This window comes from Halomonas sp. GT (assembly GCF_002082565.1).
Lineage (GTDB): Bacteria > Pseudomonadota > Gammaproteobacteria > Pseudomonadales > Halomonadaceae > Vreelandella.
Genome location: NZ_CP020562.1, coordinates 1752218 through 1769150, shown reverse-complemented (window position 1 = coordinate 1769150; position 16933 = coordinate 1752218). Strand labels below are relative to the sequence as shown.

The 16933-nt window shown below is 49.8% G+C and carries 15 protein-coding genes; 8 read left to right on the top strand and 7 right to left on the bottom strand.

What is annotated here, in order from left to right; all coding sequences use genetic code 11:
- Nucleotides 1–2 precede the first annotated feature (2 nt).
- From cydC to B6A39_RS08225, 5 genes are all read right to left on the bottom strand, one after another.
- Entirely contained in the window at nt 3–1730 is a 1728-nt protein-coding gene (cydC, locus tag B6A39_RS08245) for a thiol reductant ABC exporter subunit CydC (RefSeq protein WP_083003770.1), read from the bottom strand.
- Complete coding sequence (gene cydD / locus B6A39_RS08240) at nt 1727–3406, bottom strand: thiol reductant ABC exporter subunit CydD (RefSeq protein WP_083003767.1); 1680 nt, start codon at nt 3404–3406, stop codon at nt 1727–1729. Before cydD ends, cydC begins: the two co-directional genes overlap by 4 nt.
- A gap of 4 nt (nt 3407–3410) precedes the next feature.
- On the bottom strand, nt 3411–4412 hold the full coding sequence (cydB, locus tag B6A39_RS08235) for a cytochrome d ubiquinol oxidase subunit II (protein ID WP_083003764.1): 1002 nt from the start codon (nt 4410–4412) through the stop codon (nt 3411–3413).
- A 2-nt stretch (nt 4413–4414) separates the two neighbouring features.
- Complete coding sequence (locus tag B6A39_RS08230; RefSeq protein ID WP_083003761.1) at nt 4415–5830, bottom strand: cytochrome ubiquinol oxidase subunit I; 1416 nt, start codon at nt 5828–5830, stop codon at nt 4415–4417.
- A gap of 215 nt (nt 5831–6045) precedes the next feature.
- Complete coding sequence (locus B6A39_RS08225; RefSeq protein ID WP_083003758.1) at nt 6046–7020, bottom strand: calcium/sodium antiporter; 975 nt, start codon at nt 7018–7020, stop codon at nt 6046–6048.
- A 202-nt stretch (nt 7021–7222) separates the two neighbouring features.
- Between B6A39_RS08225 and B6A39_RS08220 the strand changes: the two genes are divergently transcribed.
- From B6A39_RS08220 to B6A39_RS08185, 8 genes are all read left to right on the top strand, one after another.
- On the top strand, nt 7223–8569 hold the full coding sequence (locus B6A39_RS08220; protein WP_442906320.1) for a PqiA/YebS family transporter subunit: 1347 nt from the start codon (nt 7223–7225) through the stop codon (nt 8567–8569).
- Nucleotides 8562–10244: an intermembrane transport protein PqiB gene (pqiB, locus tag B6A39_RS08215; protein ID WP_083003750.1), complete on the top strand. Its 1683-nt coding sequence runs from the start codon at nt 8562–8564 to the stop codon at nt 10242–10244. The genes B6A39_RS08220 and pqiB overlap by 8 nt, the downstream gene beginning before the upstream one ends.
- Before the next feature lie 13 nt (nt 10245–10257).
- Nucleotides 10258–10845, top strand: coding sequence for a PqiC family protein (locus B6A39_RS08210; protein ID WP_083003747.1), 588 nt, complete (start codon nt 10258–10260; stop codon nt 10843–10845).
- 277 nt (nt 10846–11122) lie between these two features.
- Nucleotides 11123–12379 (top strand): DEAD/DEAH box helicase, encoded by a 1257-nt coding sequence (locus B6A39_RS08205; RefSeq protein WP_083003744.1) that lies wholly within the window; start codon nt 11123–11125, stop codon nt 12377–12379.
- Between the two features lie 77 nt (nt 12380–12456).
- Entirely contained in the window at nt 12457–12960 is a 504-nt protein-coding gene (locus B6A39_RS08200; RefSeq protein WP_083003740.1) for a hypothetical protein, read from the top strand.
- Between the two features lie 9 nt (nt 12961–12969).
- Nucleotides 12970–14169, top strand: a complete 1200-nt coding sequence (locus B6A39_RS08195; protein WP_083003737.1) for an MFS transporter — start codon at nt 12970–12972, stop codon at nt 14167–14169.
- A gap of 136 nt (nt 14170–14305) precedes the next feature.
- The gene (locus B6A39_RS08190) at nt 14306–15376 is read left to right on the top strand and encodes an asparaginase (RefSeq protein WP_198036766.1); all 1071 of its coding nucleotides are present in this window, start codon (nt 14306–14308) and stop codon (nt 15374–15376) included.
- An 89-nt stretch (nt 15377–15465) separates the two neighbouring features.
- Nucleotides 15466–15705: a DUF2789 domain-containing protein gene (locus B6A39_RS08185; protein WP_083003730.1), complete on the top strand. Its 240-nt coding sequence runs from the start codon at nt 15466–15468 to the stop codon at nt 15703–15705.
- 45 nt (nt 15706–15750) lie between these two features.
- Here the strand turns inward: B6A39_RS08185 and B6A39_RS08180 are convergent, their stop codons facing one another.
- Both B6A39_RS08180 and B6A39_RS08175 read right to left on the bottom strand, forming a co-directional pair.
- On the bottom strand, nt 15751–16413 hold the full coding sequence (locus B6A39_RS08180) for a TVP38/TMEM64 family protein (protein WP_083003726.1): 663 nt from the start codon (nt 16411–16413) through the stop codon (nt 15751–15753).
- Nucleotides 16406–16822 carry an SRPBCC family protein gene (locus tag B6A39_RS08175; protein WP_083003718.1) on the bottom strand — a complete coding sequence of 139 codons (417 nt, stop codon included), beginning with the start codon at nt 16820–16822 and terminating at the stop codon, nt 16406–16408. Before B6A39_RS08175 ends, B6A39_RS08180 begins: the two co-directional genes overlap by 8 nt.
- Nucleotides 16823–16933: the final 111 nt, after the last annotated feature.

Here is a 16933-nt window from a genome sequence, read left to right as displayed (position 1 = left end):
CATTAGGATAAATTATTTCTAACATTATCAAGAGTATCCGTATTTAACTTCCCCTCAGCAAGTCGCCAGTGATAGTTAACACCAGGCAGCAACGACGGATATTCTACTTGGTGAATAAAATAGATCGCTGTTCGACCAGTGAGCCAATGGTTCAGAGATTTAGCAATATGCATAGCGGTGAACATATCCACACCAGCAAAAGGTTCGTCTAACAGCACTACTGCTGGATCACGCAAGAAAAGGCGAGCCAATGCCACTCTACGTGCTTGCCCGCCTGAGAGCTGCTGACCCTTTTCACCGACTTGAGTCTCAAGCTGCTTTGGTTGCTCCTTTACCCAATCCTCTAAAGCAACTTGCGAGAGTGCTTCCCACAATTGGTCATCGCTTGCCTCAGGGTTCGCAATACGAAGATTCGCCGCTAACGATCCATCAAAAAGATCAATCTGCTGCGTGAGCAAAACAAAATGCTTGGCACGGCTTTCCACAGTAACGTTAGAAGGCGCACAGCTGGCAACGTAAACCTGCCCCTCTGAAGGCGATATTCTACCCACAATAAGGTTAGCCAACGTTGACTTGCCCGCCCCTGAGATACCTGTCACTACTGCTCGCTCTCCGGCAGGCAAGGTAAATGTAGTATCAGACAGCACCGAATAGGCTGTGTCGGGATAACGAAAAGAAACTTTATTAAACGCCACTGGATGCCCGCGAGAAGCATTAGGCAAGGCCAACGACGGCGCCTCAGTTATTATGCTGCTCAGTGCATTTAATCGCCGAGCAGCGCCATAGCTAGCACCGACTTTTAGAAAGGCGTTAGGCAACGTAGTGAATACTTCATTTATACCCAGCACAGCGATAACCGCCATAACAATGATAGGCCCGGACACATGACCAGCCTCTACAATGAAGCTGCCCAGCCATAATACGCCCACCAACAACATACCGGTCACCGCTAATACTAACGCATTGCCAATGGCCGACTTATAAGCAAGCTGACGCTGATTACTTAGCGCTTGGTCTTCGTGTTGATTAATCCGTGTACGGTACCAAGGGTTGGTCTGGTAACTCATTAGCTCAGCCGACGCTTGTACTTGATCAAGCACTAGACGGCGTAACTCTTCTTGGTCGCTAACTTGCTGGTGGCTATTACCAAACCCCAACCACGCATAACCAAGCGTCACCACAAACCATAGTACGCTCAACACAGCGGCTATCAAACCACCCAACACTGGCACCCAAATAGCGATAAAGCCAGATACAACCAGGATGCTCAGCAGCCCAACTAACGGAGGGATAAGCAATCGCAGATACAGGTTGTCAAGCGTATCAATATCCGACGTTAAGCGACTTAGCCATTCACTAGCACGGCGGCGCTTAAGGGTTGCTTCATTCAACCTTGTTAAATCGCCAAACACGCGGTAACGCAAATCAGCTAACAATGTTAGTACGGTATTGTGGTTATAAAGACGCTCCGCGTAGCGCGACACTGTTCGCAGCAGTGCAAAAAAGCGAATGCCGCCACCAGGAACATAAATATCCAAAGTAACGGGCAGCCCAGCCGCCAACGCGATGCCAGCCAATGCACACGCGGTAATAAACCATCCAGAGAGCCCTAACAGTGCAAGACCTGCCAAAAGCGTTACCAACGCTAATAATGCACCTATAAAAAAGCGCTGACGACGGCGCAGCATTATGAGCAGCCATGGCTTCATATCAAGATAAAACTGCTTCATACCGTCGCCTCAATAAGCTGACCGGCCTCACAAATAAAGTGACGATTAGCAACGGTTACCACCGCAGGATGATGCGTTGCAATAACTAGCGTACGGCCTTCCTTTGCCCAATCTAACAGTGCTTGAATGACAGCCTTCTCAGTAAGAGCGTCTAGACTAGCCGTTGGCTCATCTAACAAAACAAGCTGCGCCTGACTAAGGTATACACGCGCCAGGGTTAGGCGCTGCGCCTGGCCACCAGACAGACCTACACCGCGCTCGCCTATCATACTTTCCAGACCATTAGGTAGCTGGGACAACAGCTCACCCAGCCCTGCCCGTTGCAATGCTCGTACCATTGACGCTTGGTCAGCCTCAGGAGCGGCTAAGCGCAGGTTATCAGCAAGACTTCCCTGAATAATGCAAGGCGTTTGATCAAGCCAGGCGACTTGGCCACTGTGACGATACCGGCACTCACCGCTACTAGGCATCATAAAACCAGCCATTAAAGCTAGGATGGATGATTTGCCACTACCTGATTCACCAGTGATAACAACCACGTCACCATGTCGGATGGTAGCGCTCAGATTGGCCAAGACCGTGGCACGCCCCTCATACCCAACACCAGCCTCGCGGAGTTCAATAATCGTATTCTCAGAATGAGGCACTAAAGTGGCTGAAGGGACTAGGGTTGGCTCATTAAATATTGTAACGATACTTTCAGCCGCACCTAATGCTGCCGCGCGATCATGATAGTGCTGGGATAGCGTTCGTAGAGGCTGAAAAAACTCTGGCGCCAGCAATAAAACGGCTAGCCCAGTGAAGAGAGTTAGAGAGGGCGATGGCCCATAGTCGATATAACCAAGCAAACCAAAACCGACATACATGGCCACAACCGCAATCGCCACGGACGCAAAAAACTCAAGCACCGCTGATGATAAAAACGCTAAACGCAGCGTGCGCATACTCAGTCGTCGATAGTCATCAGTGGAATACCAAACATCTTTTTGTGCTGACTTGGTATGGCCAAACAACTGGAGCGTCGTCATCCCTCTGACTCGATCTACAAAGTGAGCCGACAAACGCGACACGGCCATGAATTGATCACGATTCAAACGCTCAGCACCCATGCCTACCAACGCCATAAAAAGCGGGATAAGGGGTGCTGAAAGCAATAAAAAAATGGCCACAAGGTAGTCCAGCCATCCAACAATGCAAAGAATAAGTAAAGGCAATGCGACGACAATCCTCATCTGAGGATAAAAACGTGCGAAATAACCATCCAACGCTTCAATATGCTCTACCGCCTGGGTCGCTATCGCTCCACTTTGTTGGCGAGTAAGCCAAACTGGCCCAAGTGTCGCCACTTTATTTAACAACTCCTCTCGCGCATGCTGGCGAATACGAAGACTTGCCTCTGCGCTATTGGCTTCATACATTGCTTGAAGGAGTGAGCGACACAGCACCACTGCCATCAACCCTAAGAAAAAAAAAGTCAGTGATGCCGGTGACCGGCTATGAATTACAAGCTGGTCAATGCACCACGCAAGCCCCACCACTAATAAAACCGTAAGCCCCCCAGCAAGAACGCCGTATATGGCGGCTAGCGTGAGCTTTCTGTGCTCACGCCGAGCAAGCGATTTCAGCCACGAGCGTGAAGTTAAGGGTATTACCTGATCTGATTGAGAGGTAGCCATAGGGTTAGTGATACCCCTCACCTACTCTCACCTTTCCACGAAAAACCCAATACGTCCAAGCTGTATAAGTCAATATGATAGGGATTACAAACAGTACACCTATCAATAAAAACAGCTGGGATTCAGGGGCTGAAGCAGCATCCCAAAGCGTATAATCCGGCGGCACTATAACCGGCCATTTACTGACAATTAGGCCAATATAAGTAAAAACATAGATACCGATAGTAGCAATAAAGGGGATGCCCTCATCGCGACGTTTTACTGACCTATAAACCAAGAAAGCGCTGAGCAGCGCAAGCGCTGGAAATACCCAAATCAGTTGAAGATGGCCAAACCAGCGCTCCCACACTAGTGGATTTACAAATGGCGTCCACACGCTAATTATTAAAAACACGCACAGCACAAGCGCCAGCAGGATAGGAGTTATTTTGTAAGCCCAATCTTGGACATGCCCTTCAGATTTAAGGATGAGCCATGTCGCCCCAAGCAGTGCATAGCCAGCCATAAGCCCCAGCCCAGTAAGGACAGAAAAAGGCGTCAACCAGTCAAAGGCGCCACCGGTGTAAACAAAATCCTCAACCTGGAAGCCTTGAATATAAGCACCCACTACAGCGCCTTGGGCAAAAGCAGCAACAGCCGACCCCCAGCAAAAAGCACGATTCCACCAACGACGGTTGCGATGTGATTTAAAACGGAACTCGAAAGCAACACCGCGAAAAATAAGCCCCGCAAGCATTAAGAACACTCCAATATAGAGCGCTGGAAGAAACACCGAATAAACCAAGGGAAAAGCACCTAATAATCCCGCCCCCCCCAACACCAGCCATGTTTCATTTCCATCCCAAATAGGCGCAACAGAATTCATCATGACGTCACGGGCATCTTCATCTGGGGCAAATGGATAAAGTATTCCCAACCCCAAATCAAAGCCGTCCATCAGCACATACATCATAATGCCAAAACCAATAATGCCTGCCCAAATTAGCGTTAAATCAAACATTTCCATGTTTAGCTCCTCACCGGGTCAACATCCTCATCAAAAGGCGTATGCGCCGCTGAAAAGGGCCGCATCGGACGCTTGAAGTTTTCTGACGTAGTTTCTCGCTCATCTTCAGGCAACATACCGTTACGCACCACGCGTGTGAGGTAATAAATACCAGCGTAAAACACCACTGCGTAGACCAGCACATAGCCGACCAACGTAAACAGCGCCATTGGACCAGTAAGTGACGGCGTTAAACCTTCAGCATGAGTCATAATGCCGTATACCAACCAAGGCGCCCGTCCAGACTCAGTGACAACCCAGCCTGCCAGCACCGCAACAAAAGGCATGGGTATCATGCAGACTAATGCTTTCAAGTAGGCTGAATGCTGATACACCCGCCCTTTACGCCGCATAAGTAAACCAACCAGCGCAGTGGCAATCATTAACAACCCTATTCCCACCATCACACGAAATGCCCAGAACACAATAAGAACTGGTGGCTGCTCATTTGGCGCCACTTCTGTAATACCAGGAATTTCACCCTCGGGTGAATGAGTAAGGATAATGCTTGCTAGATTTGGAATGCCCAATTCAAAGTGATTTTTCTGTGCTTCCTGGTCAGGAATTGCAAACAGCAGGAGTGGCACGTTCGTTGAGGTTTCCCAATGGCCTTCCATTGCTGCAACTTTTGTTGGCTGATGCTCAAGTGTATTGAGACCGTGGAAATCACCCACCACAGCCTGCGCCGGAGCGAGAAATAATAGTAACCATAAACACATCGACAGCGCCCGACGGTTAGCCTCTGGATCACGGCCACGAAGCAAGAACCAAGCACTTACACCAGCCACCACGAAACCACCAGTTAAAAATGACGCCATGGCCATATGAGCAAAGCGGTAGGGAAAGGACGGATTAAAAATTGCTTGTAGCCACGAAGTCACATGAAAGCGGTTATCAATCAACTCCACACCAGCAGGCGTATGCATCCAGCTGTTTGCCGACAAGATCCAGAAAGAAGAGATAAAAGTGCCTACCGCCACCATGATGGCAGCAAACAGGTGGACACCTTGAGGCACTTTACCGCGCCCGAACAGAAGTACACCCAGAAAAGCTGCTTCTAAGAAGAATGCTGTTACAACTTCGTAGCTTAATACGGGGCCTAAAAAGTTTGACGCCGCTTGCGAGAAGTTACTCCAATTAGTGCCAAACTGAAACGACATGACAATGCCGGACACTACCCCCATGCCAAAGACAACCGCAAACACCTTTGTCCAAAACAGCGAAAGGCGGTCCCAAGCAGGGTTTTGTGTTTTAAAGAAAAGACCATGGAGTAGCGCTATATAAGAGGCCAGCCCGATGGTAAAAACTGGAAAAATCGCATGAAAAGATACCACGAAGGCGAACTGAATTCGTGATAGCACGAGGGGATCAAGTTCCATCACACTCTCCTAAGACCTGGATAAGTATCCCATTACTGGGTCACACAAGCTTAGTTGAGCCTCACTGGCGCTGCATTTCAGTAATAAACACGAGCTCTCATCACGATGCAACTACACAGAAACTAAGCCTGATATTTGAATGTGTTGTAATTTGATATTGAGACAAAAGTTATACACTACTAGTTCTGTTTCAAAACTGTGTCGCATTGACGCAGTTAAGACATCACCACGATGCTGACCATGTAACCAGTGTAAGCAATGAACATAGAGAACAGCACCCCCCCCTCAATACGGTTTATACGTCGTGGACGCCCCCGCCAGGAGAAAGCAAAGAACACCATCATTAGGGTCATGAAGGTCATGACGCTCCAATCACGAATTAGCACTTCGCGCCCTACTTCAATTGGTGTAATGACGCCTGCAAGACCTACCACAGCCAAGCTGTTAAACAGGTTAGAACCGACCACATTCCCCAGCACCATATCATGCTCTTTACGCCGCAAAGCGCTGATAGAGGAAGCAAGCTCTGGCAAGGACGTGCCTATTGCTACGACGGTTAAGCCAATAATTAAATCACTAACCCCAAAAGCTACCGCTATTTCGACTGCTCCCCACACAAGTATGCGCGAACTAGCGATCAACAAGACTAGCCCAATTAACGTCCACATAAGCGCCTTGCCACGTGACATGGCTTTACTATCAAGTGCTTCTGCCACTTCCCCCACTAGCGGATCATCTTGCTGCCCGCGCGAACGAACAATACTGACCCCAATAAAGAGCGCCAACGCACCTAGCAATAAAATTGCTTCTCCACGAGAAATCCAGCCGTCATAAAGCATATACCCCGTCAAAAGCATGACACCTATCAACAGTGGCATCTCCTTACGAATCACGCCGGAATGCACCGCTAAAGGAGCTATCAACGCAACAAAACCTAAAACAAGGCCAATATTTGCGATATTTGAACCATATGCGTTACCTACCGCTAAACCAGGATTTCCTTGCATGGCCGCCAACACTGACACCATCATTTCAGGTGCAGAAGTGCCAAAACCAATAACTAGCATGCCAATTAATAGGGGCGATAATCCTAACCACCTAGAGGTAGCTGCAGCACCATCGATAAATTTCTCGGCGCTCCATACAAGCAGTACCAATCCCACAACCACAGAAAAAAAAGGGAGCAACATTATTTCATTTCCTTAATAACGTAACGTTAGGCACTATTATTCGGCACCATTACCGGGGCATCCTTGTCTAACTAATTAGTTAGGTCAAGTGCTGTTTTGGTGGGGAGGTTTTACAACCTCGATTTGACAGTGGTATCTGCTCACCGTACTAATTTGGATTCCTCAACGTATTGAGAATTAGCTGTTGCCTCACTATCAGTTTATCAAACGACCTTCTTTGAGGGTGAACTCACCCCAGGTCGACTGCCACCCTCCAGAATCACGCGTTCAGCGCAGACGCTTGCGTGCCTGTCATGAGTGCGACTGGGTGTCTGCGCTACCTCCTCTCGGGTCTGGAGAAAAGGCATCTTGCCCACGCTGCTCACACGTGTTGGTAAAGCGGCATCGTTATCCTGCTCAGAGAAGTATGGCGCTAGCGCTTTCATCACTAATAGCGCTACTGGTAGCCGTGTCATTCCCCTTTGTAAGCTTTAGTGTCAGCGGCATTGGTAATCGCATTGAACTAGCGCAGACCGCGACCACATTGATCGCGTTTCATCAGCCTATTGTCGCCATCGCTGTCATTATGACCATTGTTGTGCTGCCTGCGATTTATCTAATTGGCGTTATCTGGCTCCAGTTTGGCTTGCTTCGTAGCCACCCCATGCCGTTTAGCCGAGACATCGCCCGCTCACTTGCAAGACTGACCCCATGGATGATGGCGGATGTCTTCATCGTTGGGGCACTGGTTAGTTTGATAAAAATAGCTGGCATGGCACAAATTGAACTGGGCATCTCCTTTTGGGCGTTCAGCGTGTTTGCCATCCTATTACTGTTAACGACCCAATCCATTGATTCGGATTGGATGTGGTTCTCACTAGAGAAAGAGCCCCTCGCGCCTGAAGGCACTCTTACAGGAACGACAGCTGCAAACCAAGGGATAGCCGGCTGCCCGACCTGTGGCCTGATTAATCGCCTTCCTGTGCATGGTAAGGGTCGCTGTTTGCGCTGCCATGAAAAACTCCACCCACGGCTCCCACACAGCTTACAGCGTACCTGGGCACTGCTTTTTGCAGCAGCGGTGATGTATATACCCGCTAATGTGTACCCTATTATGACGACTACAAGCTTAGGGCACTCATCACCCTCAACGATCATCGGCGGGGTTGTACAATTGATGCAAATGGGCTCCTGGCCAGTGGCCGCCGTGATCTTTGTAGCGAGTGTTATTGTGCCCGTTGGTAAGCTTTTCGCATTAATTTGGCTCTGTATGGTTATAAAACATAGCAACGAGCTTAATGCACAAAGTCGTACCCGGCTTTATCGAATCACTGAATTTATAGGCCGGTGGTCGATGGTTGACGTATTTGTGGTTGCCATATTGGTCGCTTTAATTCGCGCAGGATCTTTAATGTCAATTACACCGGGGCCTGCCGCATTGGCATTTGCTGCCGTCGTTGTGCTTACAATGTTAGCTGCTATGACATTTGATCCGCGCTTAATTTGGGATACCCCGCCACCCCGCCCTACTCGCCGTAAAACGGCCACCAAGGAAACTGTTGATGGCTAATGATTCAACACCAAAGAAAGCCGACATTAACGACAACAACGACCTACATCGTGCAAAGTCATCACCACAAACGCGACTCTCTCCGATTTGGATTGTGCCAATTGTTGCTGTTGTGATTGGGCTTTGGCTTGTCTACGACAACTATGCCAGCCGAGGCACGCTCGTTACGCTAACGATGGACAGCGCGGAAGGTATCGAAGCAGGCAGCACGCTTATTCGTAGCCGCAATGTTGAAATAGGCAGAGTCCAAAACGTTCGCTTATCTGATGACCTTTCCCACGCCGTTATGACCGCCCGCATTCAACCAGAAGCGGAAGCAATGCTTAGGGAAGATAGCCGATTCTGGGTAGTAAAGCCGCGCATCGGCCGCGAGGGTATTAGCGGGCTGGGCACTGTGTTGTCGGGTGCCTATATTCAGCTAGAGGCAGGTCAGTCTGATAAACCTGAGCGGGAGTTTACGGTAAGCGATACGCCACCGGTTGCGCCGGCTGGCCAAGCCGGTTTGCAAATCAGCCTAGTCAGTCAGTTAGGTAATTCACTTCGTATAGGCGACCCTGTTTCTTACCAGGGCTATACCGTTGGACGAGTTGAAGATACTCGATTTGACGCTGAATCTCGCACAATGCACCACCAAGTATTTATTGAAGAACCCTACGGCCAGCTAGTAACGGATAGCACTCGATTTTGGGCATCGAGCGGTGTTGATTTCCAGCTAGATGCCGATGGTGTGCGTGTCAACGTGGAATCCCTGGAAGCGTTACTGGGAGGCGGTGTGACTTTTGGCGTGCCAGAAGACTTGCCGATGGGGCAGCCAGTAGAGCCCAATGCACGCTTTAATCTCTATGCGGATGAAAATACTGCCCGGGAAGGAACCTTCAATCAGTATTTAGAGTACGTACTATTGGTTGATGATACTGTTCGCGGGTTATCGAAAGGTGCGCCCGTCGAATTTCGCGGTGTAAGAATCGGCACGGTTGCATCAGTGCCCTGGAATTTTACCGCTCCACAACCAGACTCACGCTCTCAGTTTGCTATTCCAGTGCTAATTCGAATCGAGCCTCAACGGCTGGGCATTGAGAATACAGACATCGATATAGAAGAGTGGGACTCACGCTTTAAGCGCCTTTTCGGCATAGGGCTTCGTGCATCGCTTAAAAATGGCAGCTTATTAACGGGTGCACTTTTTGTAGATCTTAATTTTCAACGCGATTTGGCTGATGAATATGTCGCCGAAACGTTCTCCGAGCGGACAGTATTCCCTACCGTCGCTGGCGGCTTTGCGCAGATCCAAGCACAGATAACCAGCCTACTTGAGAAATTAAACGCGCTTGAAGTTGAGCCATTACTCACTGGTTTAGACCGAAACTTACAAGCATCTGAAAGTGTGCTCAACGAGATACGCCAAGTAAGCACCTCCATCAACCAGCTGCTGAATGACCCCGACACTCAGGCAGTCGGCGGAAACGTAAATGCAACGCTTGAAGAGGTGCGTAACACCCTGCAAGGTGTATCGCCATCATCTCCAGCCTACCAGGATTTAACAACGGCTATTCAGCGGCTGGATCGCTTAATGCGCGACTTACAACCACTTACTCGCACATTAAATGAAAACCCAAGAGCGCTCTTATTCGATAACCTGGATGCTCAAGATCCCGTGCCTCGCGCACCACGCTAAGAAGGAGCTTACTATGCGCTGCAAGGCAATCCGCTATTTATCACTATTCGGCTTTTGCATACTGCTAAGCGCTTGCGCTAGCAGTGTCGCTCCGCCCTCTCGCTACATGCTGCCAAGCCAGAGCGCGGTGAGTTCGCCAAACCAGTCGATTGGTACACTGCAGGTGCGATCACCACGCTTAGCACACTATCTAGATGTGGACGGTATCGTCATGCAGCTTGATGACATCACCCTAAATGAAGCCCGCGAACACCAATGGGCTGAAAGTATTGGGCGCCAATTAGAGCGTGCATTGCGTGCTCAACTATCCCAAGAGCTCACGTCCATTCAGGTCGTTCATGCTGACGGCAACGCACCTGAAGCGCTCACATTACTACTTGAAGTTGATCAGTTTCAGGGGCGGCACGACGGACGGGCAGTAACCAGTGGCCAATGGCAGTTACGCGGTGTAGATAACAACCTACTTGCGCTTAAAAGTTTTTCTGCCGAAACCGAGCTCCAGCAGGATGGTTACCCTGCTCTTGTTCGCTCACTTGGCGAAAGCTGGAATAAGGTTGCCCTTCAAATTGCCAACGAGATCCGCCAAGGAAGTTATTTTTAGAAGTGATACCAATAGGTGCCCTAGCTCTATGTTAAACGCTGAAATGAAGTATCCATGATATACTAAAGGAGTCATCTTTCAGCACTACCACGTCACCCCCGATTCAGGCCAATGTCTATTTCACCGTCTTGATCGGCAAAAAAATGACCATCGCGGCATCGTACTTTATCTGGCAAACTTCGCTGCCGCGAAGGTGTACCATCCTCGCTTTTTGAACATTACGCTCAGTAACGACGACGCCAAGCGACGTCACTTACTAAGCGACTGCGGAGAACGCATGAGCTTTTCTGAACTTGGTCTGCACGACGATTTACTACGCGCGGTTACCGCGCAGGGCTATACGCAGCCTACCCCTATTCAACAAAAAGCTATTCCCGTTGTACTTGAAGGTCGCGACATGCTCGCCAGTGCCCAAACAGGCACAGGCAAAACCGCTGGATTTACGTTACCCATGTTACAGCGGTTAGCGAATGGCAAACGTCCTGGCAAACGCCAAGTACGTGCGTTAGTGCTCACGCCTACGCGCGAGCTTGCTGCCCAGGTAGGCGAAAGTGTGACCGCTTACGGCAAGCATCTCTCTTTACGCTCGCATATTATTTTCGGCGGTGTTGGCCAACAGCCACAAGTTGACGCACTCAAAGCGGGGCTTGATGTGTTAGTTGCCACGCCAGGTCGGCTGCTAGATTTACATCAGCAGGGCCATGTGGATCTATCGGCCGTCGAAATCCTGGTGCTCGACGAAGCTGATCGCATGCTCGACATGGGATTCATCCATGATATTAAGCGATTATTGCGTTTAGTACCGAAACAGCGTCAAAACCTGCTGTTCTCTGCAACATTCTCCAACGAAATACAGTTATTGGCGCAACAGCTTCTCAACAACCCAGCGTTAATAGAAGTCGCACCTCGCAATACGACCGCTGAAAAGATTGAGCAAACCATTTACCGAGTAGATCGTGATAAAAAACGCGAGTTGCTGGCTCATTTAATTCAGCAGCATGGCTGGTTTCAGGTACTCGTTTTCACGCGCACCAAACATGGCGCAAACCGCTTAGCAGAGCAGCTTTCTAAGCAAGACATACCCGCCATGGCCATCCACGGCAACAAGAGCCAAGGCGCTAGAACACGCGCACTAGGTGCTTTCAAAAGCGGTGACTTGCAGGTACTAGTCGCCACTGACATTGCCGCTCGCGGGCTAGATATCAACGAACTTCCCCATGTCGTTAATTTCGACTTACCCAATGTGGCAGAGGATTATGTTCACCGTATTGGACGCACCGGCCGAGCGGGCAGCGATGGAGAAGCAGTTTCGCTCGTATGTGTCGACGAACACGGTTTACTGAGTGGGATTGAACGTCTTATCAAGCAAAACCTACCTAAACGTATCGAACCCGGTTTTGAACCTGATCCAAACGCCAAGCCCGAGCCGATTGAAAATGGCCGCCGTTGCCAGAAGCAACCCCGCGCTAAGCGTAAACCGGAAGGACAAGCAGCCAATACAGGCGGTGAACGTCGTCGTCGCGCCCGTCGCTAGCCCTTAGCCTTGGAATATGCGAAGGTTGCCGATTCGCGTATTCCGCTGGTACAGCTTAACTTATTCATGGAGTGATTATGGCGTCATCTCAACTTATTAACGATTATCGCCAGTGGCTTACCTTCCAACGTCAGGAGCAACTGAGCCGTGAGCACCAAGGTATTTCACAGCGGCTAGAGGATGCCCGAGCATCGGCTGGGCAGGTACTGCAAGCGTATCGCAGCATGGCAGAAAAAGCCTCTACGGAGGGCGCTTGTTATCGCACACTTTTCTTACGTGAACGTAATAATAACGAATCGCTACCCTGTGAAGGATGGTTATTTGTACGACGTGTACTCAGCGAAGAGAGCAGCACGCGAGTACGGGTAACGTTACTTGAAACATTTACGCTGGAAGATGGCATTATTACGCCAGGGGATAAACCTGCACGTAAATTAACCCTCGAAATCTACGACAAGCTGAATATTGATAAGGGGATGCGTACCGAGGTGCGCGTAGACTGCTTAGACACGCAGCAAGATTATCATTTCATTACCCTGCTTGATGCGGTGCGCGGCGACTTACGCCCCCACCTCAAGTAAAATGTCAGCATGGCTTCTCGTCGCGCATACACCTTTATTGTTCTGATGTTCGTAGTAGGGCTTAATTTACGCCCTGCTATGTCATCCGTTGCGCCTCTGCTTTCCCGACTGCAAGAAACTGCTGGTTTAAGCCCCGCATCAGCGGGCATTTTAACCACGTTACCCGTGCTTTTTTTAGGCTTATCAGCCCCTCTTGCCCCACTATTGGCTAAACAGGTGGGCAGCGAACGAGCCCTGAGCATTGCACTGCTTTTATTAACCTGCGGCTTAATTTTAAGAGGCTTGCCAGTTACTGGCGCGCTTTTTATCGGCTCGACAATGGCAGGCAGCGCGATTGGCCTTGCAGGCACCCTTCTACCAGCGCTCGTTAAACGAGAGCTACCCCACAGTGCCGACCTTCTGACTGGTTTATACACCATGGCGTTATGTTTCGGCGGTGCATTAGGCGCTGGTCTTAGTGTTCCACTGATGCGGTGGCTAGGCAGCTGGCAGTTGAGTCTAATGAGCTGGTCACTGTTAGCATTAGTAGCACTGGCACTATGGGTGATCAACATGCCAACGACGCAGCATACCCCCTACAACCCAAGAACCTCTTCTTCGCTTGCACAGTTAATGCGTAAACCACTTACGTGGCATGTCATGCTGTTCATGGGCATTCAGTCTTCAATGGCGTACATTGTGTTTGGTTGGCTACCCACCTTACTAGTCTACAGAGGCTATGATGAAGCTGCGGCCGGCTGGACAATGGCCATCTCAATCATGTGTCAACTAGTTTCAGCGTTGGGCGCACCTTGGCTAGCCCGCTTAACCCGCGATCAACGCCCTGCCTTACTGTTGGTCCTTCTTAGCACCGCACTAGGGCTTTGGATGTTGCTTATTGCACCGCTAGCATGGAAGTGGCCTGGCGCGGTACTCCTAGGGATTGGCCAAGGAGGCAGCTTCAGCCTTGCACTGAGCCTGCTGGTGTTACGAACGGCAAACTCACGTCTCGCAGGGCAGCTTTCTGGCTTAGTGCAGGGTGGCGGCTATACGTTGGCAGCGCTTGGGCCCTTTGGGGTTGGTCTAATGCTGCAATCCGGAGCAGAGATACCCCACATAGCCTGGCTACTTATCTTATTGATTACCCTTTGCTGCGGATTCGCCTTATTGGCAGGGCGTAACCGCCAATTAGACGACCGAAGTGGCGAGTTATTAGTACATCGAGGCTAGCATACTTGCCAATGCCTGCCTCGGCTTTCAGCACCCACTTCAATATAATTGCTGGGCTACGGCCTCTTAAGCACAAGCACTTATACGCTGCGAGTGAGAATCACCCCTTTAGATTTATCAAATTCAGGAAATGGCTATGAGCATGACTTCTTCCCTGGTAAACGCCGCCCCCACTCAAGAACGTGTGCTGGTCATCTATACTGGCGGCACCATTGGCATGCAGCCAAATGTGAAGGGATTAACCCCAGGGGGGAACTTTCAAGATCGCATGGCAGCCGCGTTAAGCCAGCTTCCTGTATTGCACCAACAGGCCCTCCCCGCCTATGACGTGCTTAGTTATGCATCATTGATCGACTCAAGTGCAGCGACGCCGCTAACTTGGCAACAGATAGCCAACGATATTGCTGCCCGCCTAGCCACCTACCGTGGTTTTGTCGTTATTCACGGCACAGATACATTAAGCTGGACCGCCTCGAGCCTTGCCTATCAGCTACAAGGGATAGACCGCCCGGTTGTGTTAACAGGCTCCATGCATCCTCTTGAAACTTTTAATAGCGATGCAATCGACAACCTTTACGGAGCGCTAAGGTTTGCTGCAAGCGCTGAGCTACAGGAGGTGGCGATCTATTTTTCACATCGCCTTCTGAGGGGGACACGAGCGATTAAACAGCACACAGAATCCTTAGATGCATTTATCTCACCAAACTATCCCTGTATAGGTGAGCGCGTTGGCGATGACTTCATTTATTACCCAAGCAGAGGCCTAGGGTTTCAACAACGAGGCGCGCCCCGATTTGAGCTTTCAGACTATCAAGCCGCCTCCAATAGTGCCGTTATTAGACTAGCATTGTGGCCAGGTATATCGCCTTGGCAATTAGAAGCTCTGCTCGGTGACTCGCGCGTAAAAGGCGCCCTACTGCAGCTTTGGGGAGCAGGTAATATACCCAACGACCCTGCAATAATTGATGTTATTGCTAACGCCAGTGGCGAAGGAAAACTGTTGGCCGCGATTAGCCAGTGCCCCCAGGGCAGCATTCATATGGGTGATTACGCTGCGGGCCACGGCCTAGCAGAAGCGGGCCTACTCTCTGGAGATAACATGACGCCGGAAGCAGCTTTCACTAAACTCATTCATCTATTGGCTCAACCCCTTTCCATAGACGTTCGACGCCAGCGATTTTTAACATCACTTGTCGGCGAGCGTTAAACATCTCATGCCGAAAAAATGGCACTGGCGTAGTCACTCATACACGCTATGTTTAAACATACGTTAATAACCGAAAAGGAAAGCAGCGTATGGAACAGCCTGTGCACCATTTTAGTGAGTTATTTGAGCAACTCGGACTACGCTCAGATGCAGAGTCAATTGATCGCTTCATTCAACGCCACTCCCCGCTGCCCTCGGAAACGCCGCTCGCAGAAGCTCCCTGCTGGAACGAAGGCCAAGCAGAATTTCTTCGTGAGGCCGTTGAGGAAGATGCCGACTGGGCCGAAGTTGTCGACCATCTTGATGCCTCAATGCACAAAAGCAACTAACAGCATTACTATTAGATCCAAACATTGACCAAACAACTTATTTAATCACTGACGCGCCGCCTCCACGCGGCGCCTATACCATCCGCCAACGAAGAGAAGAATCGTCAGCACGACAAGTGGTAGGATCACATCAAACTGCAATGCATCTTTCTCTTCAACCGCTTCAAGTGCACCATATATAGCACTGCTGTAAACCCCCCACTTTACCGAAAGCCCAATTGCTGCCGCTATTAAGTAACGCTTTAGAGGAATATGCCCTAATCCAGCAGCAAAATTAATCACTGAATGCGGAAAACCAGGTAGAACGCGCAGCGCGCACTGAGTTAACAGATCACTTCTTTCTTTCAGTGTATCCATCACCTTAAGCGTCAAACCTTTTGGTTGCCAACGCCCTCCGGCTCGTGCTGCTAATAGATAAGCTCCCCATGCACCAACAACACTGCTGAGCGTTAACATTAAGGTAGCAACTAAAGGTGGATAGAAAGGCGCAATCAGCCATAGCCCTATACTGCCCGGCAAACCAATTGCCAACGTGATGGCCATCGTGCCCATTACAGCAATCACAACCAGGGGATGGTGTGACATCGTAGCCGCCCAGCGTTTCACAGCCATCAAGTCTGGCGAATACCACAACCAAACATAGGCGAGCATTGCTGCGATAGAAAAGCCAGCGGCCCAACGCCAGGAGTGCTTAAAAAAGTTATTCATTTAGTCGCGCTTCAACCCGCTCAAGAATTTGCCTACTCACTTTTCCAACTAATGGCTTTGCAGCACGGTTCACCGCTTTTTCCATTAACCGGTTGCGGATTTCATAACTCAGCGTGAGCGATACCTCAGTCCCCTCCGGCACTTCACGCAATTGATAACGTCCTTGATTTTTAACGCCTTCTAATGATTCCCACGCCAGCACATTCGGTGGCTTGATCTCGGTTACTGCCACATCAAATGACCAATCCATACCCACCGCACGGACATGCCAGCGATAACGATTATCGCCTAAAGTATCAATTGATCTGATGAGATCAGAATAGTCAGCAAAATCTTCAACTCGACTTAGCAGTTCAAACACCCTTTCAGGCTGAGCATTAATAATTTCGCTATGTTCTATGGTGGCCATGGATTCATCCCTTACGACTAGAAGGATTAGCTTAGCATGTTGACCCATGCACATACCGAACAGAAAATGGTACCAATTGCCACTACTACTGGCCAGGCAAGCCCGCATTGC

Coding starts and splice junctions, on each gene's coding strand:
- cydC (WP_083003770.1), bottom strand. CDS start 1,730: ATGAAGCAGTTTTATCTTGATATGAAGCCATGGCTGCTCATAATGCTG.
- B6A39_RS08210 (WP_083003747.1), top strand. CDS start 10,258: ATGCGCTGCAAGGCAATCCGCTATTTATCACTATTCGGCTTTTGCATA.
- B6A39_RS08205 (WP_083003744.1), top strand. CDS start 11,123: ATGAGCTTTTCTGAACTTGGTCTGCACGACGATTTACTACGCGCGGTT.
- pqiB (WP_083003750.1), top strand. CDS start 8,562: ATGGCTAATGATTCAACACCAAAGAAAGCCGACATTAACGACAACAAC.
- B6A39_RS08195 (WP_083003737.1), top strand. CDS start 12,970: ATGGCTTCTCGTCGCGCATACACCTTTATTGTTCTGATGTTCGTAGTA.
- B6A39_RS08180 (WP_083003726.1), bottom strand. CDS start 16,413: ATGAATAACTTTTTTAAGCACTCCTGGCGTTGGGCCGCTGGCTTTTCT.
- cydB (WP_083003764.1), bottom strand. CDS start 4,412: ATGGAAATGTTTGATTTAACGCTAATTTGGGCAGGCATTATTGGTTTT.
- B6A39_RS08225 (WP_083003758.1), bottom strand. CDS start 7,020: ATGTTGCTCCCTTTTTTTTCTGTGGTTGTGGGATTGGTACTGCTTGTA.
- cydD (WP_083003767.1), bottom strand. CDS start 3,406: ATGGCTACCTCTCAATCAGATCAGGTAATACCCTTAACTTCACGCTCG.
- B6A39_RS08200 (WP_083003740.1), top strand. CDS start 12,457: ATGGCGTCATCTCAACTTATTAACGATTATCGCCAGTGGCTTACCTTC.
- B6A39_RS08175 (WP_083003718.1), bottom strand. CDS start 16,822: ATGGCCACCATAGAACATAGCGAAATTATTAATGCTCAGCCTGAAAGG.
- B6A39_RS08185 (WP_083003730.1), top strand. CDS start 15,466: ATGGAACAGCCTGTGCACCATTTTAGTGAGTTATTTGAGCAACTCGGA.
- B6A39_RS08190 (WP_198036766.1), top strand. CDS start 14,306: ATGAGCATGACTTCTTCCCTGGTAAACGCCGCCCCCACTCAAGAACGT.
- B6A39_RS08230 (WP_083003761.1), bottom strand. CDS start 5,830: ATGGAACTTGATCCCCTCGTGCTATCACGAATTCAGTTCGCCTTCGTG.